The organism is Acinetobacter pittii (assembly GCF_034064985.1).
Taxonomy (GTDB): domain Bacteria; phylum Pseudomonadota; class Gammaproteobacteria; order Pseudomonadales; family Moraxellaceae; genus Acinetobacter; species Acinetobacter pittii_H.
On sequence record NZ_CP139249.1, the window covers coordinates 677,098 to 703,895 of the forward strand.

Below are 26,798 nucleotides of genomic sequence, written 5' to 3' on the forward strand. Positions count from 1 at the left end.
ACGCTATTTGCTACCTTATTTATTTTTTTCGGTTGTAACCGTCACTTTTTTATTAATGTCGGAATCTTCAAATTGAATACGGCTGACCAGATCTGTGCTTTTTAAACCTTCGACTAAAGCAATATTGTCGTTATAACGCTGTTCAACCACCCGAATTTTAACTTTTTGAATGGTGTGATTGCGTATCACCCATACAAACGGGTCATGTTGTATATTTTGAATACTATCTAAAGGAATAGTTTGGCCTTGATGAGTGTCATTGCGCAAAATATTTCCATTAATGAAAGCTCCAATACTTAACGAATCAATTTTTTCTTTAGGAGCAGCAAAAAACTCAATTTGTCGACTGTCTTGATCGGCAACAGGTGAAATGCGAGTAAGCGTAGCATTTAATTGTTTAGAATTGCCCTGAATCTGATATTGAATATTGCTACCTACTTTAAGCGCAGATTGCTGTTCAATTGGCAACTTGGCCTGTATTTCAAGCTGATCTGGATTGACGATTTCAAATAGTGTTTGTCCAACTGAAACAGTTTGACCGGGTTCAACTTGGCGTTTAGTAATCACACCTGAAATTGGACTAGTAATAATTCCGTCTTGATCCGCTTTTTTAGCAATATCAACATTTGCTTGTTGTGCTTTTACACTTTCAAGCTGGCCTTTATAGTCAACCTGACTTTGTTCAAACTCGACACGAGCAATAAAACCTTGATTAAATAATCTTTGTTTTCGGTTCATCAAATTACGAGCAAGTTCAGCTTGTGACTGAGCCGATGCAAGGTTGGCGCGTGCTTGCGCTAATCGTGCAACATTGTCCTGATTATTCAATCTCACCAGAACTTGACCTTTTTGTACCTGTTGGCCGACATTTGCAGTGACATTCGTCGCTGTTGCACTTACTTGCGCCTGAATGGAACTTTGTTGAACCGCACGAATAGTTCCTGTAAATGCAGTTTGGGAGTCAAGTGCTCCTTGTTTAACTGCAATAAGGTCTTGAGGAATAAGCTCAATTTTTACAGGAGCTGAGGCTGAGGTTTGAGTTGTTTCTTGCTGATTACATGCAGCTAAAATTAAACATAAACTAATAATACTCAGTTTAAAAAAAGTAGAAGGGGTGAGATGCATTGTGTGCATACAGCATCATCCTATAATTCAAATTTTATTTTGCCCCTATTCTTGATAAACCTTTGCAGTTATTCAAGCTTTTTTAAACGATCGATAATATTTTCATACTCATGGTTGGTTCGGTTATAGGTCTTGGAAAGTGTTTCAAGTGTTTGTTTAACCCGATTAATATTATTTAGATTGTTTTCAATCAACGTCTTATGACGCTCAGGAATCGGTTCTCCTTTTCTGAAATACTCCATTTCCTGACGCTTAAATAAAATTTTGTCTTGTTGTAATTGATTAAGTTGTTCCTGCTGATAATTAATTTGCTTTTTTATAGACACTAATGCCTGATCTCTTTTAATCGAAGCTGTCTTACTATTGCTATAAGCTTTTTTTAATTTGATATCTTGTTCTTTATGTCGCGCCAATAATGCCCGCTGACTTGATTGATTTAAATCAGCTTCAGCATTATAAGAATGGTTTCTTTTTATCACTTGCATATTACGATCTAGAGCTTCATAACCATAACGAATATGAGCAGGTGTGACCGATGTACTAATATTGGCAATACCATGTTGATCATAATAACGATACCAAACCGCTTTAGATGTATCGGCAATAGCAACACCAAAGGTTAAGAAAAAGAGTGATCCGAAGGAAATAATGCCTATAGATACAGACAAACAGTTCCTGTAAAAGGCATATTTCATCCTGTCATTCATTGAAAATCCCCAAAAAAGATAGCTAAGTCGCTTATTTTTAAATATTTAATCTTTATTATATTAATTATTATTTAGCTGAATAAAAATATAGTCATTATAAAAAAAATGATAATTTTAATTAAAGTGTGATGAGGTTAAAAGTTATTGTTTATAAATGAGAAAGTAGACAAAAATGCCTCATTGAAAATAGAAGGTGAGATATGTTAAAAATGCGTATAAATGTGTAAAAACAAATTTAAGTTAAATTGCATTTATATTTTATTTTTATGGGGATGGAAGATTAAATGGAAGATGCATTCCAAAATCTGAAAGTAATGGTGATTGATGACTCAAAAACCATTCGCCGTACAGCGGAAACCTTATTACAGCGTGAAGGCTGTGAAGTGATTACTGCTGTGGATGGATTTGAAGCTTTGTCCAAAATTGCAGAAGCAAATCCGGATATTGTTTTTGTCGATATCATGATGCCTCGTTTAGATGGTTATCAAACTTGTGCTTTGATAAAAAACTCTCAAAATTATCAGAACATTCCCGTTATCATGCTCTCTAGTAAAGATGGTTTATTTGATCAGGCAAAAGGGCGTGTGGTAGGTTCAGATGAATACTTGACGAAACCTTTTAGCAAAGATGAATTGTTAAATGCGATTCGTAATCATGTAAATTCATAACTAATAATTTGAGGGCAAAAAAATGGCACGTATTCTCATTGTAGATGATTCACCAACAGAAACTTTCCGTTTTAAAGAGATCTTAACCAAACATGGTTATGACGTGCTTGAAGCATCAAATGGTGCAGATGGTGTAACTCTTGCTAAGGCAGAGCAACCAGATCTTGTATTGATGGATGTTGTAATGCCGGGTGTAAATGGTTTTCAGGCAACACGTCAGATTACCCGTGATGAAGACACTAAGCATATCCCTGTTGTTATTGTGAGTACTAAAGATCAGGCAACTGACCGTGTATGGGGCAAGCGTCAAGGAGCAATCGATTATTTGATTAAGCCAATCGAAGAAAATCAATTGATTGATGTAATTAAACAATTTCTAAATTAACTCATCCATCCATAAAAACATAAATAACGGGCATTTTGTACCCGTTTTATAGGATCGAGTATGGCAGCGAATGGATTTATCGAGTTACTTCGTTTGTCTAAACGGGGTAATAAGAATTACGCTTCAGTTCAAAATGAAGCACAGCGATGGTCAGGAATTGCTTTTGAAATGAGAGGGCAATACTTCGTCGCACCACTTGGGGAAGTGTCAGAAGTAATCTATCCACCAAAATATACACCAGTTCCAAATACCCAAAGTTGGGTAAAGGGATTGGCAAATATTCGAGGAAGATTACTTTCAGTGTCTGATTTGGCGCATTTTATTTTAGGGCAACGAAGTTCATTTTCGTCAACTCAAAAAGTATTGTGTATTAGCCATCGCGACCAGTATGTGGGCTTAGTCGTGGATCAGGTTTTGGGGATTCAGCACTTTAATAAAAAAAGCTTTTTTTCTCAAAGCTTAGACTTAGAGGAAAATCTAAAAGAATATTGCCAAGGTTATTTTCATCAACATAACCAGCATTGGCATGTCTTTTTATTTAGTCGTTTATTGCAAAACCCACATTACATGAATGCATCGACAAAATTTATAAACTAATTTTTACGCTGTGAAAACAGAGTATTTTTCTGGGGAAAAGCTATGGGCTTTAAGCTTAAAAAGAAAGGCAGCAGTCGGGTTGCGTCCGAAAAATCGGGTGTCAATTTTATTGCAACAATCCAGTCAAAAATTGAGCAGTTTGCCAGTTTATTTGGGGAAAGTGAAAAGTCCAAGCCAATCCTATATGCAGCACTTTTATGTTTTGTGCTTGCATTAGTTTCTCTAGCCTATCTGTTCTATAACGTTCCACGTCATAACCAGTTAATTCGAAGTCTCGGTGAGTTACGTTTGTTATCTCAAACGATTTCTAAACAAGCAACTGAAGCAACTGAGTCTGGCTCTCAAGAGGCAATCACCAAGCTACAGCAGTCTCAAAAAGACTTTAATGAAAACTTACTTGAGATTGAAAATATTCACGGTAAATCGACTGATGAATATCAAAAAGTTCAAGTTATGTGGACTGAACTTTCAAAAAACATCGATTTGATTTCAGCACATCAAAAAGTCCTTAACCAGTTATATGACACCAACATCTCTATTAGCGAAACCGTCCCTGAGATTCAGGCAGAATATAACTTGATGGTTGACCAAATGGCGCGTCAAGGTTTGCCAAGTAGTCAGGTAATTATTGCTAAAAACCAGGTATTTATTGCCGAACGTATTTTACGTTCTATTAACTCGGTATTAAGTGGTACCGATGGTAATGTATCGACTAGCGATTTTGGTGTAGACATTGATACGTTTGGTACGTATTTAAATGCTGAACTTAATGGTAATGCTGAATTGGGTGTTGATCGTATTGCGGATCCGGCTTTACGTGAATCATTAGAAAGTATTAAATCTGAATATGACAAAGTCTTAAAATCTGCTGCTGCTACGGTATTAAAAAATGGTAACCAGATTGTCAATGTTCGTCAGGCATCTTCTCAGATCTTCTCTAAATCAGATGTGATGTTAGATAACTTGGGGCATTTATCTGATGTAGCAAGAAAGAACTGGCTTACTTTATTGTTAGGCGCGGTGCTAATCAGTTCTTTAGCAGGCTTAATCTTCTCAGTATTTAAATTGATCACATTACGTAGTGTGATGGATAAACAACGTGTTACTCGATTACAAGACGAATATGACCGTAACCAAAACGCGATTTTACGTTTACTTGATGAAATCGCCGATCTTGCAGATGGTGACTTACGTTCATATGCAACCGTATCTGAGGATTTTACGGGAGCGATTGCCGACTCGATTAACTTTGCGATTGACCAACTACGTGACCTTGTATCCCGTATTCATGAAACCTCTCAAGAAGTTGCTCGCTATACGCAAGATACGCAGAGTATTACGAACCAATTAGCAGAGGCGTCTGAGCATCAGGCTCAAGAAATTGCTGGTGCATCAACAGCAATGAATGAAATGGCGCAATCGATTGACCAAGTATCTTCAAATGCATCTGAATCTGCTGAGGTAGCAGAACGTTCGGTACAAATTGCCTCTAATGGTGCGCAAGTGGTAAACCGTTCAATTGAAGGTATGGACACAATCCGTGAACAGATTCAAGAAACATCTAAACGTATTAAGCGATTGGGTGAGTCTTCACAAGAAATTGGTAACATCGTATCGCTCATTAACGATATTGCCGACCAAACTAACATTCTTGCATTAAACGCAGCAATTCAAGCATCTATGGCTGGTGAAGCAGGTCGTGGTTTCGCCGTAGTTGCTGATGAAGTACAGCGTCTTGCAGAGCGTTCTGCATCGGCAACTAAACAGATCGAAACTCTGGTTAAAACAATTCAGACCGATACAAATGAAGCTGTTATTTCGATGGAACAAACCACCACTGAAGTTGTGCGTGGTGCAAACTTGGCAAAAGACGCGGGTATTGCCTTGGATGAAATTCAAAAAGTATCGGGTGACTTGGCAAACTTAATTGCCAGCATTTCTGATGCAGCAAAACTTCAATCTGCATCTGCCAGCCATATTGCTACCACCATGACAGTCGTACAAGAAATTACTTCACAAACGACAACTGCAACCTTTGATACAGCACGCTCTGTTTCTGAATTAGCAAACATGGCAGAGTCATTACGTGAATCGGTAACGGACTTTAAATTACCTGATTAAATTGGGGATGAGAATAGCTGTTTCAGTACCGCTATTCTTCTAAAAAGTATTAACAACACCAGATAAATATTGGGGAAACAGCTATTTTTCTGGTGTTGACTCTGTCGTTTTTCTCCATTTGGGAGACAAGCAAAAGAAGCCTTTGCTATGAAAGAAATATTAAAAACTTTAACTGAAGCAATGATGCTACCGGAAGATAGCTACTCTCAACAAGACGATGAATTTCTTGAAATATTTGTTGAAGAAATTGAAGAAATTTTTGTTGAATTACAATCTTTGATTCACGAATGGATGCAATCTGAAAATATTGCTACGCTTACTGAAATCCGCCGTCATTTTCATACATTGAAAGGTTCAGGGCGAATGAGTGGCGCCAAATCTTCTGCTGAGCTTGCTTGGACTGTTGAAGATACGCTTAATCGGGTAATCAATCAGAGTCTCGGATTAACTTCTCACATCCAACAATATATTCAGTTAGTATTTAAGTTCTATTTCTTTAAGTTAGTAGATGACTTCAAATCTAAAAAAGTTCATACCTTAGACTTTAGGTCCCTCATTTTATTGGGACAACAATTACAACAACAGCAAAGTATAGAACCCGCGCTAGACGAACTTTTATTATTATCAGATATTCTTACAGCTGAAACTCAAACTGGTTTAGAAACAAAAGACTTGCAACCCGAATCAACTGAAGTTCTAACTATTTCGACTCCAGAAGTTGCTCTAGAAACTGAACAGACTCTTGCTGAAACCTTAATTTTATTTATGGAAGAAGCAGAAGAGCACTTAGCGACAATTGATCAGTTTTTGGAAAAAGAAATACATCAGCATGAAAGTTATAATGCTTTAATACGTGCGTTACATACGTTACGCGGCAGCTCGGCCATGGCTCATGTAGAACCAATCTTTGATGCCAGTACCAAAGTTGAGCATTTATTTAAAATACTATTACAAGAAGAGCTTTCTTCTCATTCAGAAGAAATTTCATTACTTCGTGATTATCGTCAGTTTATTCGAAATTGTTTAGATTCATTGGCTACCCATTGTTCTACTGAGCAATTGGAAGCTGATCTACAAAAATTTAATCAGATTTGGGATGCTTATATGGAGCAGCATGGTGAGCATTCAAGCCCGCTCATGCCTCCACATGGTTTAGTGTCTCAGCTGTTACAGCTAGATGTTGCTGAATTACTTGATGCGGAGTTAGATTTTGAGAAGGGTATACGTACAGAGTTTCCTCATTATCTTGAACGTTTAAGTGAACAAGCAGATGTTTTGCTGCAACATACTCAGTCGCAGGCAATGATTGGTTTATATGAATATACTAACCAGTTGAAAGAAAGCTACGACATATTGCTTGATCGACCTGATTTATTGCAATCGGATTATATTTTTGAAATTTATCAAAAAGCGCACCAACAATTAATTCAGTTATTTGATGCCTTAGCTGCGGGGCAAAGAGTAAGTATTATTGAGCAACACCAAAATGTCTTGGAAGAGCTAAAACTATATACTCAATATATTCCAGATCTTAATTCCGAATCATTAGAAACTCATCAAGACGTTTTTGAATCATTGTTTAATGCTGAAGTTGAACAAACAGCGAATGAACCTCTGATAGAAAATGTATTCACTGATCAGGTCACTATAGGGCAGAGTGTACAACTAGATCGACAATTCATTTCGTCTGAGCATGTAAACCGTCATTTTGATCCAGATCTTTTAGATATTTTTCTTGAAGAAGCCGATGAGTTGCTTGAGGGAATGGATACAGATCTTAATCTTTGGGTTAATGATCAACAGAACTTTGCCGCTCTCAATAATCTGATGCGTTATTTGCATACCTTAAAAGGTGGGGCAAATATGATTCAGGCAACTTATATTGGTTTAATTGCACATGAGTTAGAAAGTATTTATGAGCGTTTAATTAAAAAACAATTAATAGCTTCGCCTGGTTTCATTGATTTTATTCGACTAGTTCAAGATGACTTGGCTGACCGTTTGCAAATAGTACGTGAACAGCATCTAGATTATGCTGCTTCTCATACTATTCAAGCGCTTAAAAATGCAGGTCAAGTATTTGATTCTCATATTAAAGAAGTGCAAGCAGAATCTGAAACCTATGTTATACATGAAGTAAATTTTGTAGAATTACCGCAAGAAGCGATAAATAATACAGCGTTAAGCTTCAGTGAGTTAGCTTCTGGTTCTGAGCAGATTACTGAATCTAATAATCAATTTGTTGAGCAAACCGAATTACAAGTTCTTTATGCTGACCAAGGCTATACAGAAAATCTTCAAGAGCAAGATATTAATTCTGTTGTCGAGCAGACATTCATGGAGGAAGCGGCTGAACTATTAGAAACGGCCGATCATCTATTAAAACAATGGTTCGAGCAGCGTACTAACCGTAGTATCTTGCTTCAGCTACAAAGGGCTGTGCATAGCTTGAAAGGCGGTTCCCGTATGCTGGGACTTGAAACCGTGCAAGCGATTGCTTATCAACTTGAGAATGCTTTTGAACAATTTGCACTTCATCATTTCAGCTCAAATATTTACGACAACTTATTAGAGAGTGCAATTGTCTGGTTAAAAGAGGCTATTTTTAAACAAAATTATCAACACTTCGATGGTTTACAACAAAGTCTGGAAAATATTCAGTTCATTGAAACAGCAATTCAAATTCCTAGTAAGTTAACTCGAACTGATCTATTCAGCACAGAACCTGTAATGAGTTTTGTACAAGGTGACGGTACAGAACCACCGCCAATGATGGGTGCGTGGGAACAAACACAACGCCTTGATCAAAATAATGAGATGATTCGAGTCTCGGCAGATTTAATTGAAAAAATGATTGATCTGTCTGGCGAAAATTCAATTAACCGTTCACGAATTGAAATGGATTTAAGCCAGTTTGGCCATACTCTTGCAGAAATGGAATTGGCTATTCAGCGACTTGCAGATCAGTTGCGCCGAATGGAAGGTGAATTAGAAACTCAAATTATTGCAAAACACGGTATTGAAAACTCTCGGTATACGGAATTTGATCCTTTAGAGATGGATCAATATTCTTCATTAAACCAGTTGTCAAAATCTCTTGCCGAATCTGCATCAGATTTAGTGGATTTTAAAAATACATTATCTGAAAAGATCAGAGATACAGAGGGGTTATTGGTACAGCAATCTCGTATTCAGGCTGAAATTCAAGAAGGTCTCATGCGAACACGCTTAGTACCATTCTCTCGATTGCTACCTCGTTTACAACGAATTGTGAGGCAGACTTCTACTGCGTTAAATCGACCAGCAGAGCTTTTTGTTAATAATACTGAGGGTGAGCTAGATCGGACAATGTTAGAGCGTTTGGTCACACCACTTGAGCACATGCTTAGAAATGCAATTGACCATGGTTTAGAAGACCGTGCGCAACGTGAACAAGCTCAAAAACCAGAAACTGGACGCATTGAACTGAATATTCATCGTCAAGGTACAGATGTTGTCGTTACATTTAAGGATGATGGACAAGGAATTGATATCGAGAAGGTTCGTCAAAAGGCATTAATGTCTGGTTTGATTAACGCAGAACAAGTATTAGAACATCAAGATATTTTACAGCTGATTTTCCATCCTGGTTTAAGCACAGCCGATCAAGTTACTCAGATTTCAGGTCGTGGTGTAGGACTAGATGTAGTACAAAGTGATATTAAAGCCTTAGGTGGCCACGTGAGCGTCGACTCTGTCTATGGGCAGGGCACTGTCTTTACCATACGTGTTCCAACTACGGTAGCTGTTAGTGATGCCTTAATGGTTAAAGTTGCTGATCAGCAATTTGCAATCCCATTGGCTCAAATTGATCGCATTGTACGGGTTTCACCAGCCTCATTAGAACAATATTTCGGAAGTACACAAGAGTTCTTTGAATTTGAAAATAAGCGCTATCCATTACGTTATTTATCTGAGTTTGTTGGTAATCAACCCATTCCGCGTTTAAGTGGAATGATGTATTCATTACCAGTATTAATGATTAAAGCAAATAATGGACAAACTGTTGCATTATTAGTTGACCAACTGATTGGCTCACGTGCGCAGATTGTAGTTAAACCAATCGGACAGCAATTCTCTAGTATTGGGGCGATTGCGGGAGCAACTATTTTAGGTGATGGCCAAGTTTGTCTAATTTTAGATGGACAAAATATTGCTCGCCAAATCCACTCTACTCACCGACATAAGTCGCTCAATGAAGCTATTTATAGACAACGTGTGTCTGACGAACGCCGTCTCATCATGATTGTAGATGACTCGGTAACTGTGCGTAAGGTAACGTCTCGATTACTTGAACGTCAGGGCTATGATGTAGTCACCGCTAAAGATGGGGTCGATGCAATTGAGCAATTGGAAAATATTAAACCAGATCTCATGCTGCTTGATATTGAAATGCCGCGCATGGATGGCTTTGAGGTTCTCAATCTTGTTCGACATCATGATCTACATCAAGATATGCCAGTCATCATGATTACTTCAAGAACTGGCGAAAAACACCGTGAACGAGCATTTACTTTAGGTGTGAACCAATACATGGGTAAACCTTTCCAAGAAGAAGACTTACTTCACAACATTGATGCGTTATTCATGACATTTGAAGGGGGACTTGCCTAATGAAAAGTAATATAAGTACATCCTTAATTAATGAAATGGACCAGCAAGAGCTTCAGCATTTAATTACTGTCTCAACTGGTTTTATTGATGCATATATTATCGAGTGCCATCAGCAAGTGCCGATGCTATTGCCACAAAATATAGTGTTATCTGCTATGGATGTTAAAAATGGTATCAAGCATATTGAATGGCATGATGTAAAACTCCCTGTTTATTCGATTCACAATGAAATAGATTCTCGAGCAGTAGCGTTAGTCATTGAAAGTGAAGATATTAGTCAACGTTTTGCACTTGTGTGTAAATCGATGCCAGTTTCAGTTCGCCTGCGTATTTCTGAAGTCGTAGATGAAAATGAAGATATACAAGAGTCTTTACAGCACCCAACTGTATTTAAATATGTCCGTATGGACAATCAACGCTACCATATACCGAATCTAGAATATATTGAAAAAACGCTAGGTTTATAAAAGAAAAAAGGAACTCAAATGAGTTCCTTTTTTTATGATGACTAAATAATATATTAACAATACTAAAAGATGAATTTTTATTTTTCAAAATATCTAAATTTATGCTCTAGATTAAATTAATAAAATAAAAATTATTATATTTGGAAGAATTAAATTAATTTGCGTAATTTATTATATTTAAATACAATATATTTATTGATATATAGATAAGTATATAGTGACTATGGATATTGCTTCAATTAAAAATTTCATCCAAAAAAATAAAGTAAGACATTTATCAAATAAAGTTTTACATACCCATCCCTCACCTAAAATGTGGAAAACAGATTTAAAGGAAGAAGAAAATAATTACTTTTTATTAAATACAGATGCTCAATATAAGTCTATAAATTTGTATTTAGGCATTCCATATTGTATTCCTACTGATCCACCTCATTGTGGATTTTGTCTTTTCCCAACACAAGACTATAAAGGTAAGCGGGAAATGGACTATTATCTGGATTTTTTAAGTAGGGAAGCCTACTTATATAAAGAATTTTATCAAGGAGCTAAGCTTGAAAGTTTGTATGTAGGGGGAGGTACACCTAATTTACTTCAGCCTAATGATTATATAAAACTGACTAAGGTTGTATCTTCTCTTTTTCCCGATGCTGGTATATCTAGCCCTATAGAAATGACATTAGAAGGTATCCCTCAACTTTTTAATGAAGATAAAATAAGAGCAATTAAAGAAGCTGGTTTCAATCGAGTTAGTATGGGGGTGCAACAGGTTAATGATCAGCTAATCGTTACCAGTGGTCGAAAACAAACAAGAAAGCAAGTTTTTGATGCAATTGAATTGTTCCATAAGTATTCTTTATCTTGTAACGTCGATTTGATCTATGGCTGGCCAAATCAAACAGTTGAGGCAATGCTAGGAGACTTGGAAAGTATTGTTCAATCAAGAATAAAACATATTACTCACTATGAGCTTAATATCGTTGGTCGTTCTGACTTTGCGACAAAACAAAAGCAAAATACGCCTTCTATTGAGAAAAAAATTGAAATGTATAACATTGCTAAAAAGTTCTTAATAAACAAAGGCTATAAACAAAAAACAGTATATGATTGGGAAAAAGAAGATAACAACCAATCAACTTCAGAGAAATATTTATATGAAGATAACCTTAGAGACTGCTTAGATGCCAATGGGCAAAGTAAAATGACCACATTGAGTGGATTAGGTTATGCGGCCGTTAATATGAGACTACAACCTAACTCATCAAGCATTAAATCTATTTCAGCAATGAATCATTGAAACCTAACTGAATACTACAATGCAATATCTTTAAATAAACTTCCTATTGAACGTATGTTTGTTCATGATACTGAAGACGTAAAGTTAATTTGGATATTTCAAGCATTACAGGAAATGAAAATTAATACCAAAAAGTATGAGAAAATTTTTAATAGTGATATTAAACTCGACTATAAGCCTATTTGGGATGCATTAGCTGAAGAAGGTTGGGTAGAGTATAGTGATGAATATATTAAACTTATTAATGAAGGCGAGTTTTATACTCCACTTATTCAGGCATTATTAAGTCAACCTAGAATAAAATCTTTGCAACAGTAGAAAATAAATGTCAATTCATAAAGAGCTGCATATTTTAGAAACAGATGATCATGGTGAGTTTGCTTTATGGGAAATTGCTAAAAGCAAGAATATCCTGATAAAAAAAGAAGCAATTTTCTTATCTCATGGTGCATTTTCAGACAAGACTGTTTGTATGGGTATTGCAGATTATTTGGCAAATCACGGGTATATCTGTTTTATTTTAGAGTGGCGAGGGCATGGTACTAGCCCAAAAACAGATATACCATTTAATTTTGAAACTGTTGCATTATATGAATATAAAACCGCATTTCATTATATTCACCATAATTTTAATATAACTTCATTACACTGTGTAACACACAGCGGTGGAGGTCTATGCTTAACCATGTTCTTGATTAATTATCCTGAATATTTAAAAAATATTCAGAGTATTACTTTTATTGCTTGCCAAGCGTTTGGAGCAGTAAATAATTCCTTTGATTTTATTAAATTGTTTTCTGCAAAATTAGTTGTAAAAGGTCTAGGTCAGATTCCTGCTAATAAATTTAAGTTGGGGCGAATAAATGAAAGCTATTACACGATGCGCCCATGGTTTAATTGGAACTTAAAGGGGAATTTTATAAGTGAATTTAAAGATATAGATTATAAAAAATTTATGAGATCTATTAGAGTTCCAATATATTCTATTTGCGGAGCTGGCGATAAATTTATTGCCCCTGTTAAAGGATGCTATAAATATTTGCAAGCTTTTGAAAACGAAAACAATATATTTAGAGAATTTGGTTGCTCCAATAATAACTTAGAAAATTATTCTCATAGTCGAATTGTACTTAGCCAAAATGCTGCTAAAGAAGTCTGGCCAACTGTATTGCAATGGATAGATAAGAATTCAAAAGCAGCTTTTTAAGCCGTTTATATTAAAACTAATTTTCTAGTTTATTGAATATAGGTAGCGTTTAAAATTTTTAAAGAATGTACTAATAATTTAAATATAAAAAAACGCCCCAAAAAGGGCGTTTTTCAATTCATTAGATCTTAACTTTTACTTAGCTAACAGATTTTCCAAAATTTGCTCATAAATATCAGTTAGTGGATCAAGGTCGTGTACATCAACATGTTCGTTAATTTGATGAATTGTTGCGTTCAGAACACCTAACTCTAATACCTGTGCGCCTGTTGGAGCAATAAAACGGCCATCAGAAGTACCACCACTCGTTGAAAGCTCAGTTTCAGTACCGGTTACGTTCAAAATAGCAGTTTGCGCTGCATTAACGAGTTCACCCACAGGTGTTAGGAATGGTAAACCAGAAAGATTCCAAACGATTTCGTACTCTAAACCGTGTTTATCTAAAATTTCGTGTACACGTTGTTTAAGTTGTTCTGCTGTCACTTCTGTTGAATAACGGAAGTTAAAAGTAACTTCTAATGTTCCAGGAATAACATTTGTTGCGCCAGTGCCAGCATGAATATTTGAAATCTGAAATGAGGTTGCTGGGAAATATTCATTTCCATTATCCCAAACAGTTTGGCACAGTTCTGCTAAAGATGATGATGCTTCATGAATTGGATTACGTGCTAAATGTGGATAAGCTACATGGCCTTGCTTACCTTGAACCTTTAATACGGCATTAAGTGAGCCACGACGGCCATTCTTAACAATATCACCCAGTTTATGAGTACTTGAAGGTTCACCAACCAAACACCACGTCATTTTTTCATTACGTTTTTCAAGAGTCTCAATCACTTTAACCGTACCGTTAATAGCAGGGCCTTCTTCATCAGAAGTAATTAGAAAAGCAATCGAACCTTTATGATCAGGATGTTTTGCAACAAAACGTTCAGATGCAACGACCATAGCTGCAAGAGCTGTTTTCATATCGGCTGAACCACGACCATATAATTTGCCATCGCGAATTTCAGGTATGAACGGATCTGAATTCCATGCTTCTAATTTACCTGTCGGTACTACGTCAGTATGACCTGCAAAGCAAAATACAGGTTCTTCAGTTCCGCGGCGTGCCCAGAGATTATCAACTTCACCAAAACGCATTGGTTCAATATGGAAACCGATTTTGGCTAAACGGTCTGCCATGATGTTTTGGCAGATGTGATCAATAGGAGTAACAGAAGGTTGTTGTAACAGTTCTAGGCTAAGCGAGAGAGTATCTGAATGATTCATACCGAAAATTGCGTGCTGATCAGGTGAAATATAGTCCGATATAATAGGCGAATCTCTACGGGATGGGTACGTAAAAATAAAAAAACCTTATCGGGAAGATAAGGTTTTTTAAGTGATGACTCTAACTTACATTTTATCTTGTGTTTTCTCAGCAGTATTCGTTACAGCATCACCTGCTTTAGAAACATCTTTACCAAAACCCTTAAACGTATTACAGCCTGTTAAAACAACAGCAATCATTACAGAAGCAGCTAAAACTTTTTTCATCATATTCTCCGTTTAAATTTAATAATGAAGTAAATTTAGATTAAAAAACAAACGGAAAAAGAAACATGACTGTTTAATAGTAAAAACGTTATTAAATGTTTCTAGAATCTTAAAAGTTATTGTTAATTCTTTTAATTTTTACCAATTAGTATGGGTTTGACTTAAAGTTTAAGTATGCAGGGCGTCTATACATATAAAACATGACCTCTTCACTACTTTTACAATATAAACCATCTGTCCACCAATGCGCCGAAATCGAACTAGGTTGTTGATTTGGACACAACCATTCGTGCCTTTCTAATCGATAAAAGGAAGAGTGTGGAATGGTAGTACCCCAATATCCTAATCGACGCTTTAAATTTATCCAGTCTGGCAATGATTGTTGCAAATTTAACTGTAAAGGAAGATAGAGTTGTCCTTTTAGAACGGCAAAACGTTGTTGAATCTTAAAGCCTAATGCTTCAGTAAACTGAAATTGTTTGTTAGTAAAATGATAAAGCTTTTTGCTCAGAGTATCCTGACGATTTAACCCAATCCATTGTTCTAAATATAAATCTGCTTCACCTAAATAGTATTTTAGCGCGACTTCCCAGTGTTCAATTTGCTGAGTTTCTTTATTTAAAATTAAAAAATCCAGCTCACCTAAAGTTTTTGCTCCATCAATTTTTTGAATACTATGACCTAACAGTTGGTAAGGATGATAATTATCCTCTTGTAGCCAAAACCAAAGTAAATTTTCAAAGCGTAAACCTAAGCGTGTACTTTTAAGCTGAGATAAAAACTGGATTAATGGTTCTGGGGACTGATCAAGTTCTTTTAAACGCGGTAAATAATTTTGAAAATGTCTTTCCCATACTTCGCTTGGATGCAACTTAAAGTTGTGTTGTATAGAAAAACTTTTTGGTAATTTGCAAAGTAAATTGGGGCTAGCGATACAAAAAGCCAGCTGCCGCACTATAGGATGTAGAAATTGAAGCCATGGTTCGAAATAGGAAGTTTTAACTGAGGCAATATTCATATATTCAATACTCGAAGTAATTCATCCTATTTTCATAAGGGATCAACAAACAATCTAAGAAAAACACTTTATACTAACGCTAACAGCAGGTTAAGGTTTATATATGCGAACATTGTTCTGGCGCTCTTTGGTCGTGATTTTTATCACGCTAGGCATTATTGGAGCAATTTTACCAGGTATGCCAACAACAGTGTTTTTGATTCTGGCTGCTTGGGCGGCTTCAAAAGGGTGGCCACAAATGGATGCCTGGTTATTAAATCATCCCAAATACGGTCCGACATTACGTGATTGGCGAGCCAATGGTACAGTGCCACGTAAAGCTAAGTGGATTGCAAGCATAATGATGGCAATCAGTGGTCTTATAATGCTGTTTACTTCAGCACCACTTTGGGTCAAGGTTTTTACTGATACTACCATGTTCATCGTTGCAGTTTGGTTATGGTTACGGCCTGAGCCAAAAAGTGAAACTGCGCGTAGATAAAAGAAGATTGATAATCTTTTAATTTTGGCGCAAGACAAGTTATTCATTTAAATTTTTACTTAAACTCAAAGTATTTGAGTTGATATAAGAGAATAAGTTCAATGTCTCAATTTAAGCTCGAAGATGCAGATGTCCTCATCGATTTGGCAAATCAAACCTTAACCTTACCTAAGCATAATAAGTTTTATGTTATTTCAACCGGGAAGAACGGAATTGGTGAGCAGGAGAATACTGGTAGGACTCCACGTGGATGGCATAGGGTTGCAAAAAAAATTGGTGCTGACTCTCCTCAAAATGCGGTTTTTATTGCACGTAAGCCAACAGGGGAGGTCTATAGCAATGAGCTAGCAGCCCAATTCCCTGAACGAGATTGGATATTGTCACGTATTCTTTGGTTAGATGGCTTAGAAGAAGGCTTTAATAAAGGCGAAGGTCATGACACCATGCAGCGTTATATCTATATTCATGGCACACCTGATAAAGAACCGATGGGTGTTCCCATGTCACATGGATGTATTCGAATGCGTAATGAGGAAATCATTGAGTTGTTTGATTTAGTCACTGAAGATGCATTGGTTTATTTATCTGAGCAATCTTTAACCTAAAATAAGATTTTAAAAATTCTTATTTAATTAGCTGAATGAGCAAAATATTAAAATAAGTGCTTAAATAAAATACAAAAAATTGTTTTTTACTTAATAGTGACTTATTTTTAATCATTCATTCGCATTTTTTTGAAAAGTTGTCGAAAAGCGTTTGACACCTGTTAAAGATTCTCTATAATGCACCTCACAAACGATGAAGACGTTAAGGGCGCTTAGCTCAGTTGGTAGAGCGTCTGCCTTACAAGCAGAATGTCGGCGGTTCGATCCCGTCAGCGCCCACCAAGCCTTTACGTTAAGCTCTCAAGTGCAGCGGTAGTTCAGTTGGTTAGAATACCGGCCTGTCACGCCGGGGGTCGCGGGTTCGAGCCCCGTCCGCTGCGCCACTTAAGACTTAACATCGTTTTACCCCACAATTGCGATATTGTGAAAGTGCAGCGGTAGTTCAGTTGGTTAGAATACCGGCCTGTCACGCCGGGGGTCGCGGGTTCGAGCCCCGTCCGCTGCGCCACTTTTCAGTTCGGGTTGTGTTTGGAAGAAGGTTTGAGATGTAAAAGTTTTAAATCGAAAAATTAATAATTTATTAGTTTTTTCTTCTTGGGGCGCTTAGCTCAGTTGGTAGAGCGTCTGCCTTACAAGCAGAATGTCGGCGGTTCGATCCCGTCAGCGCCCACCATATATGTGACCATACTTTATTTTAAAGTATTGTAGTGCAGCGGTAGTTCAGTTGGTTAGAATACCGGCCTGTCACGCCGGGGGTCGCGGGTTCGAGCCCCGTCCGCTGCGCCATTCTCTTGATTCCCTTGTCTTGAGAATGTAGAGTATAAAGATACATTCGTTATCTTTTCTCATTAAGGGCGCTTAGCTCAGTTGGTAGAGCGTCTGCCTTACAAGCAGAATGTCGGCGGTTCGATCCCGTCAGCGCCCACCATTATTTCTTGCAGAAAATTAATTTCCTAAATTAACTCTTTTTATAAATATCTTATGCTTGCATGTAAATTTAATTACTATGTGACTAAGTATCGATCCAACATTTCTATTCTAAAATTAAAGTCCTTATATCTTTAAGTTATTCTTTTTATTGATCGCTAGTTTTTAATTTTTTAGCATTAGTGTTTCTTTACTCATGCTGTTGATGGGCTTCCTCTTCGTTATTAAATTTCGTTATTAGTGGCTAAAGATAAGAATCTAACTTGCAATTTATGATCTTCAGCTTCGATCAACTTTGTATTTGTATTGATCAGTAATTTTTCACAAAAAAACTGCTATTCAAAAGTAGCAGTTTTTTTATTACATTATTTTTTAATATTCGTTTAGAAGCCATCCACTCGCGTATGCGAAGTATTCACGTAACCATGCATTGTAGCGAGTAGCCAATGGCGTCTCGGCAGCGACTCCATAAACTTGGGTATAGCCCTGTTTTTTTGCGATTGCTACTGCTCGAGGTATATGAAAATCACTTGTCACAATAGCGATTGACTGGTCCAAGGTAATCTGATGTTGTTCTAATAAGGGTTTACTATTTTTTAAGTTAAGCTCTGTGCTGGTGCTTTTATCTTCAAGGATCATTTGATCTCTTGCGATATGATACTTTTGTTCAAGATAACGAGACATAACTAATGCTTCGCTTTCTTTTTCTGAAAAATCAAGACCACCTGATAGAACAATCTGTGCTTGCTGCTGTTTTAGGGCTAAGGGAGCGGCTGTATCTAAACGTTTTGCAAGAATTGTGGATGGTTTACCATTCTCAACACCACTTCCTAAGACAATAATTGCTTTTACTGGAGGAATATTATTTGAAGTATCTTTATTTTCTTTAATAAAGCTAAAAAAATAGCCTAAGCCAATTAACCATATCCAGAAGCATAACCATCCAAAACGCCAAAGTGTGTGTAAGCGATAGTGATAAAAGAAAAAGCGTTCTAAATGATAATAAAATAAGGAATATAGGCAGAAGAAAGCACCTAAAATTAAAGGAATAACGGTGCCTACATTAATTTTATTGAGACAAATTAGAACTAATCCATCTAGAAATAAAATCGAACCAATGATTGCTAGGAAAATACGGATCCACTTACTGACTTGCATTGTGCTTAGAGTTGCAATTTAAATTGCAGACAGTGTAAGCAAAATCATTCTGAATGCAATAAAAAACCGAGTAAAGCATTAAGCCATTACTCGGTTTTAGTTTTTATTGATCTTTAATAAACATCACGGCGGTAACGACCTTGTTGTCTTAACTCATCTATCCGTTCTTCACCTAGAATTTCGATAAGTGCTTGATCGACTCCACTTGCCATACCATCAATACTACCGCATACATAAAGAACCGCACCGCGTTCTATCCAGCTTACTAATTCTGCTGCATTCTGACGGATTACATCCTGAACATACACACGTTGTTCTTGGTCTCTCGAAAATGCTAAATCAAGGCGTTTTAACATTCCTGTGGTTTGCCATGCTTCAATAGTTGATTCATAGAAGAAATCACATGCTCTTTGACGTTCACCAAAGATTAACCAGTTTTCAGTGTAATCATGACGTGTACGGGTGTGTAATAGGCTCATTAAGCCAGCAATACCTGTTCCGTTACCAATACAAATAATAGGGCGGTTATCATCAATAAGATGGAATGATTCATTGGTACGAATACGCAAAGCAATTTCATTATTAACTTGTGTATGTTGAGTCAGCCAACCTGACCCTAAACCTAAATTACCAGACGCATCATATTGTTGACGAACAACCAAACGAAGGACTTGCTGAGAAGGAATACTCGCAATCGAATACTCTCGTGTTGGTAGAGTAGGGAGCTGCTCTAATAAATGATCCAGATTGGCAAATGGTTCAATTTCACCAGTTAAATCTTTATTCCAAAGTGCTTTTTCGATTGAAATCTGCAATGAATCAACTTTTGAATTTTTAAGAATATGATGCTTTTGCAAAAAAGCATGAATACGTTCAGGACTATTACCAGGTTGGATTTCAGCAATATCACCCGCTTGCCATATCGCCTCATGATTTGCTTTAAGTTCAATATTATAAGCAGGCTGACCTAAGCTATTTGGATTGAGTAAGTCGCGTCGTTGTAATGTCCAACTATCAAATACTTTTTCCAGATTTACAGCATGTAAATCTAATTTGGTTGCTTTAGCGAGAGATTGATTCCAATTTTGAATATCCGATGGGTTTGCATTATCAACTTCAATTGTATTGAAGAGAGCATGGGCACCATTTGCTTTAAGCCAAGCATCTACTGCATGGCCGAAACTACAATAAGTGTCTGGATATTCTTTAGAGCCCAGCGCTAGAACAGCATAGTTGATGTGCTTAAGATCCACATTCAATTTTAAAAGTTTTTTAGCAAAGCTTGTAGCAAGATCAGGAGCATCACCAGTACCATAAGTACTGATCACAAATAAAACCTGCTGATGTTGCTCTAAATCAGTTTGTGTTAGCTGCTGTACAGGTTTTACCTGAACGGGTTGATGAGCCTCTTGTAAACTTGTTGCCGTACTCCAAGCGAGTTGTTCAGCTACGCCTGTTTGAGTTGCATAAGTAATAAGCCAAGGCTTTGCATTTGGATCAATGTATTGTCCTGCTAAAGACTGACGAGCCGCCTGTGTTAATTTTTTCTGTTTACGGCGTTTAAGATACAGCATCCACCCAGTAACCAAGAACAAAGGCATTGCTAGAGAAGCAAGCATTGCAATGAATTGATAAATTGGTCCAAAGAAGCTACCGCGGTGTACGGGTAACATGCTGTTCATAATCTTTTGATTAAGCTTTTTGTCTTCGTAAAGCTCCATCTTTTCGATGTTGCCAGTTTGATAATTATAGATGGCTTGGTTACGTGCGCGTTCGTGTTGTGGGTTAGCATCGACAAAGCTTAACTCAATTTTTCCATCATCTTTTTTTGGTAAGCTTAATGTTAGAGTTGAATAATCACGTCCGACCTGACTATTAAAGCCGCTCCATGTTTGATTAAGTGCTGTAATGAGCTGAGTATTATCTAATTGAGGCTCTGATTTTTTATCATTATTACGATCAGATTGTTTACCTTGCTGCATTCCACGATTTTGAGGAGTGGTGCCATGATCTTGTCGTTTAGGCTGTTCAACTCCCATCACTTTGAACATGCCACTACGCCACCAATCATAAGACCAATATAGTCCTGTACATGCGAAAAGAAGATAAAAAACAATGACCCATGTGCCGACAACAGCATGTAGATCCCAAATAAAATTTCGGCCTTTGAGTTTCGGTTTAACAGCAAGCCATTGACGAGCAGAGTGCTTTTTAGGCCAACGTAAATATAATCCACTGAGTACGAAGTAAATTAGCATGAGTGCGCAGGCACCAGTAATTTGTTTACCAACTTCACCTGCTGTTAAATTACGATGAATTTGTTGTATGAGTAACAACAACTTTCGTCCTTTAACATCTGGAAGAACTTCAGCGTTATAAGGGTTCACCATCATATTGTAGCCACGGCGTTCACCTTCTTTTTCAATATTTACAATAGAGGAAGAAGTTGGGTCCTTGGCGATCGTAATGCTATTAATTTTGATTTCAGGTTGGGTTGTATTGAAATGTTGATATAGCTGAGCAGGAGTTAATTTTGGAGTGTTTTCAGCTTGAACAACATAACTATCAGAATTCACCCATTTTAAAATTTGTTGGTCATAAGAATAAATTGCTCCTGTAACACCCATAATGGATAAGATGAGGCCAGCAGTAATACCCAGAAACCAATGAATTTGAAATAAAATTTTTTTAAACATGGTCGAAAATGTAAATATGATGGAGATCTTGTAACGAAGTATAGCCGAAGATTGGGGAGATAATATGGATTTTGGAGATAATATTAATTTTCATTATCATTTATTTTTAGCTTAATAAAAAACCTCCCTGAGGAGGCTTTTTACGGAAAATAGAATTACAAGGTTTTTGGCTCGCCAACAGATTCTTTTAAGTGTGTGCGGATGGTGTTGAACGAGAAGTTCTTAGAATCCATACGCTTAGGTAGGATATAAGCACCTTGTTGTTCTTGGCCTTTTGGATCTTTTACTTTGAAATTGACCAAAATAAAATCAGGTGTATTGTACCATTCGTAGATATTTTTCCATCCGATAGTACCTACGCCTTCTTGTAAGCCCATTTGTTGACGCATCACAATACCATGAGGCTGCACACCTAAACGAATACCTTTGATTTCCTGTACCGGAAATTCATTCATTTTGCGTTTAACGTACCACTCTAATCCGTATTTACGACCTAGGTAATAAAGTACTACAGCAACAATAGCAACCCAGCAAAAAACAGTAGAGTAGTTCTTAATAAAAATAAGACCTAATATAGCTAGGGCTAAAACGACACCCATAATTGCCCAAATTTTTGTGCTGATTTTATTGGTGCTGCGCCAGATAAGAAGCTGTGCATTACGTTGTTCAGCTTCTGACACGTCATAGGGAACAGGCTGAAGCGTATAAGCGTATAAAGTTTTCGCGGTCATAGTGCAAATAACAAATTGTAAACTGTTTTAAGTTTAGCATTAATTGGCATAAGTCAGGAAAGGATATTATGCCAATTTCATACTAATTTCCGACTCAAATTTATAACGATGCAAGCTCGCTGGCATCATTATCAAGATCATGACTTAGCCGTTGTTTTAACATACTAAATCGGTTCAATACACCAAGCATGAGCGAGAGCTGCTGTAAAATAATGAGTGATTTTTGGTCTTCCTCATTATTTTGACTTAAACGTTGGCGTATCGTTTGGAGCATATTTTGTGCTGTAAGATCAGGCATTTCATCTCTTAATAAAGCACCTTCAATGTCATCTAACGCTTGATCTAAAAGTTTAAGAACAGCTTGGTCCTGAATATTTTCTCGATGTGCCCCAAGTGCTGCGATATAACTTAAAAACGTATGGTTTAAACATAAAAATTCAAAGATATCGGATTTACGGGTAGGGTCAAAGTCTGGCTCAGTCGCTAAAGTTGAGATAAGTGAAGCAACCTCGGCATCAGTATTATGAGCAGCCCGTCTTACAATACGGTAATTCAGCGCATGATTGCGGCCTTCATGATATTGTTTAACGACTTCAGCTAAATAGTTACATTGAGCTTGTAATGAACGTCTGATGTTGCGGGGTAAACGTCGGAATTTCCAGTCAGGCCAAATAAAAGTCACGCCAAACCAAGCTAGTGCACATCCAATTAAAGTATCTACAAATCGAGGAATGGCAGCAGCCATTGCTGAACCGTCAAGATTAAAGTTAATTAATGCAAGAATCGTAATAAAGGCTGTTGCTTGAGCATATTGCTTACTACGTAACTCAAAAAATAGAACCCCACTTAATATCAACATAAATAGTTGTCCTTCGGTTGAAGGAATTAAGAAGATAATCGCAAGTCCAACGACAATACCAATTAAAGTTCCGACAATTCGTAAGCGTAAGCGACGTTTAGTTGCGTTGAAGTTGGGTTGGCTTACAAACAGAGCCGTAAGCATAATCCAATAGCCATACTCAATATTGGTCATTTGAATCAATACATATCCAATAAAAAGAACAATTGAGACGCGAATTGCATGGCGGAAGAGTACAGATTCGGGAGTTAAATTCTGTTTTATTCGGATAACAATATCATTCCATCCTTGTAAATCATCATCTTTAAGCTGATTCTCGGCTTGTTTTACTTTATCGGATTGAATGTGTTGTTCAGTTTCCAAATTGAGCAACTGAGAGTCGATAGACTTTAAATTTTGGTACAAAGCGAAAAGAGCATTTACCCATAAAAGGTCATAATGCTGATCACGTCTTAACTTCTCTAAAGATAGTCTTAAGTTCTCAAAACTCTGCTTGAAGCGTTTGTTATGGTTATAAGGTTTACGCTGTAAAATACATTCGTTTAACTCTTGGCAAGCTTTGCCTTGAACCGCCAAAATTCGTTGAAATCTAAACAAAATATCACTGTGCTGAAAAATTTTGGCTAATTTTTGATAGTCGATATGGGCTGAGTCAGCACGCTCATGAATGTCTTGAGCAACAAAATAATAATGTAGGCTTCGGCGTGTATCTTTTTGTCCACGGTCACCTTTTAAACGAGTCAATAACGCTGTTTTTAAGTCATTAAAAATCGTAATTAATTTACCATTTTCTAATGACAGCTCAATCATACTTTGCTGATAGCTGGCAGGCGTCATATCTACATCAAACAAATTTGACTTTGCAAATAGAAAATCACCTAAAGATGCATAAGACGCAGCCAGTTTGTCTTGTAGTTGTCGAACTGGAAATAATAAAAAACTAATAGTAGCAATGAGGCCATACCATGCAGCACCTGCGACTAAAAGGGCCGGTTGAATATACCAATGATCGAAAAGGTGAACACCCAACATTGTATAGACCGAAACAACCAAACAGCCATAAGAAATGGTGGCGTAACGACGTCCTAATGAACCTAGTAAAATCCAACCAATACATGAAGCAATCAACCCTAAGGCAAAAGCCATTGGGTAGGGGAAAAGTAGTTGTACCGAAGCTGCGGTAACGAAGAACCCAATATAAGTATAAATTAGGTTCATGATTCGCACGGAAAAGCGATCATCAATATCACTCAAACCTGCTGCGACTACACCTAAAGTGAGTGGAATAGTTGCTAATTGATAGCCTAAAAAATAAGGCACGAAAGCAGTTCCTGAAAAGGCTATCAGCATTCGCACGTTATACATAAATGTTGTGTTATAAGTCGCTCTTTTTAGGCGTTTAAACCAAGATTTCAAATGAAGTCCTTGCTGATCAACCTGAGTGATAAAGGATTTGTGTATTTCTACACCAATGTTGCACAAATCATACGATAGACAGTGTAAGCTTGTCTGTATGCAAATGAGTGAAAAATGAAATATCGTTATGTCTGAACAAACAGCCCAGCGTCAATACTCTATTGGCTGGATTATGTTGCTCGCTTTACTTACGGCTTTAGGGCCGTTATCCATTGATATGTACTTACCTGCGCTACCACAAATGGCCCATGATTTTGGGGTAAGTACGCAAATGGTGGCAAATACACTACCAGCTTATTTTTTTGGTTTAGCCATTGGGCAGTTGGTTTATGGTCCTTTAAGCGATCGTATCGGTAGAAAGAAACCACTTTACTTTGGCCTCGCGCTTTATGCAGTCGCAAGCTTATTTTGTGTAATGGCTACTAATGAATGGAGCTTGATTGCGGCCCGTATTTTACAAGCTTTAGGTGGTTGTGTTGGCGTAGTCATGGCTCGTGCGGCAATACGCGATAAACTGGACGTACAAGGTTCTGCACAAGCTTTCTCAAGCATGATGATTGTCATGGGGCTTGCACCAATTTTGGCTCCTATGATCGGAGCATGGATTTTAATTTGGTTCCCTTGGCAGGCTATTTTTATTGCGCTTTCAATTGTGGGTGCGCTGTGTTGGCTGTGCATACATTTCTTTTTTAAAGAAACTTTGGCAAATGATAAAAGGCTTAAGCTATCGCTCTATCAAGTGGTGACTTTATATGGAGCTATTTTCAAAGATGCGAGTTTCCGCTTACCTATGTTTGCAGGTTGTTTAACAGGGGCTGCATTGTTTTGCTATATCAGCTCAGCACCTGCCGTGTTTATGGATCAGTACGGACTTAATCAGCAAGAGTTTGCTTACGTGTTTGGACTAAATGCTTTTGGCATTATGTTGATGTCTTCTTTAAACAAGCATTTAACAACACGTGTTGAAATTACCAAACGCTTAAAATCGGGTTCCCTTGTGCAAGTGACTGGAGCCATCATTGTATTTATTGCTGGTTTAATCCCTGCAGCGCCTTTATGGCTTGTTATGGTAGGGTTATTTTTAGCTATTTCGGGTATTGGTTTAACAGGCCCAAATGCTATGGCGTTAGCAATGTCCAAACAAGGTGCTCGCGCTGGGACAGCAAGTGCAATTATGGGAAGTATGCAATTCGCTTGTGGCCTCTTAGGTGGCGTGCTTCTTAACTTCCTGATTTGGTCTGCATCGCTTAATATGGGCGTGATGATGGTGTTATTTACACTAAGTGGTTTTATTGTCGTATTGAAAGCGACACAACAGGTCAAAACTAAGCCATTCTCATAGCTTTTAGAGAATGGCCACTTATAGCTTATTCGTCTAGAAAAACTGCGAAATTTTCAACAGGTTCTCTAGGTGTAATAAAGGTATTTACAATATGATCAGGGTCAGCATGACCTAATGCAATTGCACATACCAGTTCTTCATCATCTGATGCACCCACTATATCTAAAACAATAGGGTGAAAATGGTTCCAAGCTGCTTGTGGGCACGTATCTAAACCACGTGCCTTAGCAGAGACCATTACGTTTTGAATCATCATCGCGATATCCATTTTAGAACCGATTCCCATCGTTTTATTTACGGTAAAGAAAAGGCCGACTGGTGCATCAAACAATTTAAAATTGCGTAACTGCTGCTCAGCCATTTTTTCTTTTTCACCTTTTTTGATTTCGAGTAAACCATAAAGCCCCCAACCATTTTCACGGCGGCGGTCAATAAAAGGAGATATCCATTTTTCAGGATAATAGGCAAAAGTTTCTTTGTATTCTTCTGCAAGTTCAGGATTTTTTGAAACTTCAATTTGTGCAGCACAGACACGTTCAACTATTGCATCACGCTTTTTGCCTGTGACCACATAGACTTTCCATGGTTGGGTGTTCGTTCCAGAAGGTGCTCGACTTGCGACTCGTAATATATCTTTAATGACTTCTGGCTCAATTGGGGTATTTAAAAAAGCGCGGACAGAATGTCGAGAAGTGATAGCTTCATCAACGAGACGAACTTGTTCCAGATTCATGAATACTCCTATATCCTTTTCTTAAATACTTAATACTTTTTGAAGCTTAATTTCACGTTTTGAAAG

At 37.2% G+C, this 26,798-nt stretch carries 20 protein-coding genes, 6 tRNA genes and 1 pseudogene; 17 read left to right on the forward strand and 10 right to left on the reverse strand.

The window, feature by feature from the left end; genetic code table 11:
* Positions 1-15 precede the first annotated feature (15 nt).
* Together nolF and SOI76_RS03270 are read right to left on the reverse strand one after the other, a co-directional pair.
* Complete coding sequence (nolF, locus tag SOI76_RS03265; protein ID WP_079284448.1) at positions 16-1,125, reverse strand: efflux RND transporter periplasmic adaptor subunit; 1,110 nt, start codon at positions 1,123-1,125, stop codon at positions 16-18.
* A 68-nt stretch (positions 1,126-1,193) separates the two neighbouring features.
* Positions 1,194-1,832 carry a hypothetical protein gene (locus SOI76_RS03270; protein ID WP_205668429.1) on the reverse strand — a complete coding sequence of 213 codons (639 nt, stop codon included), beginning with the start codon at positions 1,830-1,832 and terminating at the stop codon, positions 1,194-1,196.
* 284 nt (positions 1,833-2,116) lie between these two features.
* Between SOI76_RS03270 and pilG the strand changes: the two genes are divergently transcribed.
* From pilG to SOI76_RS03310, 8 genes and pseudogenes are all read left to right on the forward strand, one after another.
* Complete coding sequence (gene pilG / locus SOI76_RS03275) at positions 2,117-2,500, forward strand: twitching motility response regulator PilG (RefSeq protein ID WP_032056413.1); 384 nt, start codon at positions 2,117-2,119, stop codon at positions 2,498-2,500.
* Positions 2,501-2,522: 22 nt separating this feature from the next.
* Positions 2,523-2,885, forward strand: a complete 363-nt coding sequence (gene pilH / locus SOI76_RS03280) for a response regulator (RefSeq protein ID WP_002116220.1) — start codon at positions 2,523-2,525, stop codon at positions 2,883-2,885.
* A gap of 60 nt (positions 2,886-2,945) precedes the next feature.
* On the forward strand, positions 2,946-3,482 hold the full coding sequence (gene pilI, locus SOI76_RS03285) for a chemotaxis protein CheW (RefSeq protein ID WP_002116439.1): 537 nt from the start codon (positions 2,946-2,948) through the stop codon (positions 3,480-3,482).
* A 42-nt stretch (positions 3,483-3,524) separates the two neighbouring features.
* Positions 3,525-5,603, forward strand: coding sequence for a methyl-accepting chemotaxis protein (gene pilJ / locus SOI76_RS03290; protein ID WP_005072794.1), 2,079 nt, complete (start codon positions 3,525-3,527; stop codon positions 5,601-5,603).
* 147 nt (positions 5,604-5,750) lie between these two features.
* Entirely contained in the window at positions 5,751-10,256 is a 4,506-nt protein-coding gene (chpA, locus tag SOI76_RS03295) for a hybrid sensor histidine kinase/response regulator (RefSeq protein ID WP_104079886.1), read from the forward strand.
* Positions 10,256-10,723: a hypothetical protein gene (locus SOI76_RS03300; protein WP_205668428.1), complete on the forward strand. Its 468-nt coding sequence runs from the start codon at positions 10,256-10,258 to the stop codon at positions 10,721-10,723. Before chpA ends, SOI76_RS03300 begins: the two co-directional genes overlap by 1 nt.
* 223 nt (positions 10,724-10,946) lie before the next feature.
* Positions 10,947-12,338: pseudogene (locus SOI76_RS03305) on the forward strand (coproporphyrinogen-III oxidase family protein).
* A gap of 7 nt (positions 12,339-12,345) precedes the next feature.
* A complete protein-coding gene (locus SOI76_RS03310; protein ID WP_104079885.1) occupies positions 12,346-13,227 on the forward strand; it encodes an alpha/beta fold hydrolase in 882 nt (293 codons plus the stop codon).
* 135 nt (positions 13,228-13,362) lie between these two features.
* On the opposite strand, the gene dapE is transcribed toward SOI76_RS03310, so the two are convergent.
* The 3 genes from dapE to SOI76_RS03325 all read right to left on the reverse strand — a co-directional run bounded on the left by dapE (position 13,363) and on the right by SOI76_RS03325 (position 15,784).
* Positions 13,363-14,499 (reverse strand): succinyl-diaminopimelate desuccinylase, encoded by a 1,137-nt coding sequence (gene dapE / locus SOI76_RS03315; protein ID WP_104079884.1) that lies wholly within the window; start codon positions 14,497-14,499, stop codon positions 13,363-13,365.
* Between the two features lie 126 nt (positions 14,500-14,625).
* On the reverse strand, positions 14,626-14,769 hold the full coding sequence (locus SOI76_RS03320; RefSeq protein WP_003655297.1) for an entericidin A/B family lipoprotein: 144 nt from the start codon (positions 14,767-14,769) through the stop codon (positions 14,626-14,628).
* Between the two features lie 142 nt (positions 14,770-14,911).
* Positions 14,912-15,784, reverse strand: a complete 873-nt coding sequence (locus SOI76_RS03325; protein ID WP_104079883.1) for a DUF1853 family protein — start codon at positions 15,782-15,784, stop codon at positions 14,912-14,914.
* A 103-nt stretch (positions 15,785-15,887) separates the two neighbouring features.
* Here SOI76_RS03325 and SOI76_RS03330 point away from each other — a divergent pair, with 103 nt between their 5' ends.
* The 8 genes from SOI76_RS03330 (at position 15,888) to SOI76_RS03365 (ending at position 17,798) form a co-directional block, all read left to right on the forward strand.
* The gene (locus SOI76_RS03330; RefSeq protein ID WP_016143136.1) at positions 15,888-16,265 is read left to right on the forward strand and encodes a YbaN family protein; all 378 of its coding nucleotides are present in this window, start codon (positions 15,888-15,890) and stop codon (positions 16,263-16,265) included.
* A 101-nt stretch (positions 16,266-16,366) separates the two neighbouring features.
* The gene (gene elsL / locus SOI76_RS03335; RefSeq protein WP_104079882.1) at positions 16,367-16,870 is read left to right on the forward strand and encodes a cell wall-recycling L,D-carboxypeptidase ElsL; all 504 of its coding nucleotides are present in this window, start codon (positions 16,367-16,369) and stop codon (positions 16,868-16,870) included.
* Positions 16,871-17,076: 206 nt separating this feature from the next.
* Positions 17,077-17,152, forward strand: a tRNA-Val gene (locus SOI76_RS03340).
* A gap of 24 nt (positions 17,153-17,176) precedes the next feature.
* Positions 17,177-17,253: transfer RNA gene (locus SOI76_RS03345), tRNA-Asp, on the forward strand.
* 48 nt (positions 17,254-17,301) lie between these two features.
* A tRNA-Asp gene (locus SOI76_RS03350) sits at positions 17,302-17,378 on the forward strand.
* Between the two features lie 89 nt (positions 17,379-17,467).
* Positions 17,468-17,543, forward strand: a tRNA-Val gene (locus SOI76_RS03355).
* A 36-nt stretch (positions 17,544-17,579) separates the two neighbouring features.
* Positions 17,580-17,656, forward strand: a tRNA-Asp gene (locus SOI76_RS03360).
* 66 nt (positions 17,657-17,722) lie between these two features.
* A tRNA-Val gene (locus SOI76_RS03365) sits at positions 17,723-17,798 on the forward strand.
* Positions 17,799-18,169: 371 nt separating this feature from the next.
* Here SOI76_RS03365 and sanA read toward each other — a convergent pair.
* From sanA to yccS, 4 genes are all read right to left on the reverse strand, one after another.
* Complete coding sequence (sanA, locus tag SOI76_RS03370) at positions 18,170-18,955, reverse strand: YdcF family protein (RefSeq protein ID WP_104079881.1); 786 nt, start codon at positions 18,953-18,955, stop codon at positions 18,170-18,172.
* A gap of 113 nt (positions 18,956-19,068) precedes the next feature.
* Positions 19,069-21,651, reverse strand: a complete 2,583-nt coding sequence (gene cysJ / locus SOI76_RS03375; protein WP_104079880.1) for a PepSY domain-containing protein — start codon at positions 21,649-21,651, stop codon at positions 19,069-19,071.
* A gap of 155 nt (positions 21,652-21,806) precedes the next feature.
* Positions 21,807-22,382 carry an SdpI family protein gene (locus SOI76_RS03380; protein WP_002116136.1) on the reverse strand — a complete coding sequence of 192 codons (576 nt, stop codon included), beginning with the start codon at positions 22,380-22,382 and terminating at the stop codon, positions 21,807-21,809.
* Positions 22,383-22,482: 100 nt separating this feature from the next.
* A complete protein-coding gene (gene yccS, locus SOI76_RS03385) occupies positions 22,483-24,657 on the reverse strand; it encodes a YccS family putative transporter (RefSeq protein ID WP_104079879.1) in 2,175 nt (724 codons plus the stop codon).
* Positions 24,658-24,784: 127 nt separating this feature from the next.
* Between yccS and SOI76_RS03390 the strand changes: the two genes are divergently transcribed.
* Positions 24,785-25,999 (forward strand): multidrug effflux MFS transporter, encoded by a 1,215-nt coding sequence (locus SOI76_RS03390; RefSeq protein WP_104079878.1) that lies wholly within the window; start codon positions 24,785-24,787, stop codon positions 25,997-25,999.
* 25 nt (positions 26,000-26,024) lie between these two features.
* Here the strand turns inward: SOI76_RS03390 and SOI76_RS03395 are convergent, their stop codons facing one another.
* Positions 26,025-26,732 carry a nitroreductase gene (locus SOI76_RS03395; RefSeq protein ID WP_104079877.1) on the reverse strand — a complete coding sequence of 236 codons (708 nt, stop codon included), beginning with the start codon at positions 26,730-26,732 and terminating at the stop codon, positions 26,025-26,027.
* Positions 26,733-26,798: the final 66 nt, after the last annotated feature.

Bases quoted from the DNA above. Each gene is read 5' to 3' on its own strand.
- nolF (WP_079284448.1), bottom strand. From the start codon at position 1,125: ATGCATCTCACCCCTTCTACTTTTTTTAAACTGAGTATTATTAGTTTA.
- SOI76_RS03270 (WP_205668429.1), bottom strand. From the start codon at position 1,832: ATGAATGACAGGATGAAATATGCCTTTTACAGGAACTGTTTGTCTGTA.
- pilG (WP_032056413.1), top strand. From the start codon at position 2,117: ATGGAAGATGCATTCCAAAATCTGAAAGTAATGGTGATTGATGACTCA.
- pilH (WP_002116220.1), top strand. From the start codon at position 2,523: ATGGCACGTATTCTCATTGTAGATGATTCACCAACAGAAACTTTCCGT.
- pilI (WP_002116439.1), top strand. From the start codon at position 2,946: ATGGCAGCGAATGGATTTATCGAGTTACTTCGTTTGTCTAAACGGGGT.
- pilJ (WP_005072794.1), top strand. From the start codon at position 3,525: ATGGGCTTTAAGCTTAAAAAGAAAGGCAGCAGTCGGGTTGCGTCCGAA.
- chpA (WP_104079886.1), top strand. From the start codon at position 5,751: ATGAAAGAAATATTAAAAACTTTAACTGAAGCAATGATGCTACCGGAA.
- SOI76_RS03300 (WP_205668428.1), top strand. From the start codon at position 10,256: ATGAAAAGTAATATAAGTACATCCTTAATTAATGAAATGGACCAGCAA.
- SOI76_RS03310 (WP_104079885.1), top strand. From the start codon at position 12,346: ATGTCAATTCATAAAGAGCTGCATATTTTAGAAACAGATGATCATGGT.
- dapE (WP_104079884.1), bottom strand. From the start codon at position 14,499: ATGAATCATTCAGATACTCTCTCGCTTAGCCTAGAACTGTTACAACAA.
- SOI76_RS03320 (WP_003655297.1), bottom strand. From the start codon at position 14,769: ATGATGAAAAAAGTTTTAGCTGCTTCTGTAATGATTGCTGTTGTTTTA.
- SOI76_RS03325 (WP_104079883.1), bottom strand. From the start codon at position 15,784: ATGAATATTGCCTCAGTTAAAACTTCCTATTTCGAACCATGGCTTCAA.
- SOI76_RS03330 (WP_016143136.1), top strand. From the start codon at position 15,888: ATGCGAACATTGTTCTGGCGCTCTTTGGTCGTGATTTTTATCACGCTA.
- elsL (WP_104079882.1), top strand. From the start codon at position 16,367: ATGTCTCAATTTAAGCTCGAAGATGCAGATGTCCTCATCGATTTGGCA.
- sanA (WP_104079881.1), bottom strand. From the start codon at position 18,955: ATGCAAGTCAGTAAGTGGATCCGTATTTTCCTAGCAATCATTGGTTCG.
- cysJ (WP_104079880.1), bottom strand. From the start codon at position 21,651: ATGTTTAAAAAAATTTTATTTCAAATTCATTGGTTTCTGGGTATTACT.
- SOI76_RS03380 (WP_002116136.1), bottom strand. From the start codon at position 22,382: ATGACCGCGAAAACTTTATACGCTTATACGCTTCAGCCTGTTCCCTAT.
- SOI76_RS03390 (WP_104079878.1), top strand. From the start codon at position 24,785: ATGTCTGAACAAACAGCCCAGCGTCAATACTCTATTGGCTGGATTATG.
- SOI76_RS03395 (WP_104079877.1), bottom strand. From the start codon at position 26,732: ATGAATCTGGAACAAGTTCGTCTCGTTGATGAAGCTATCACTTCTCGA.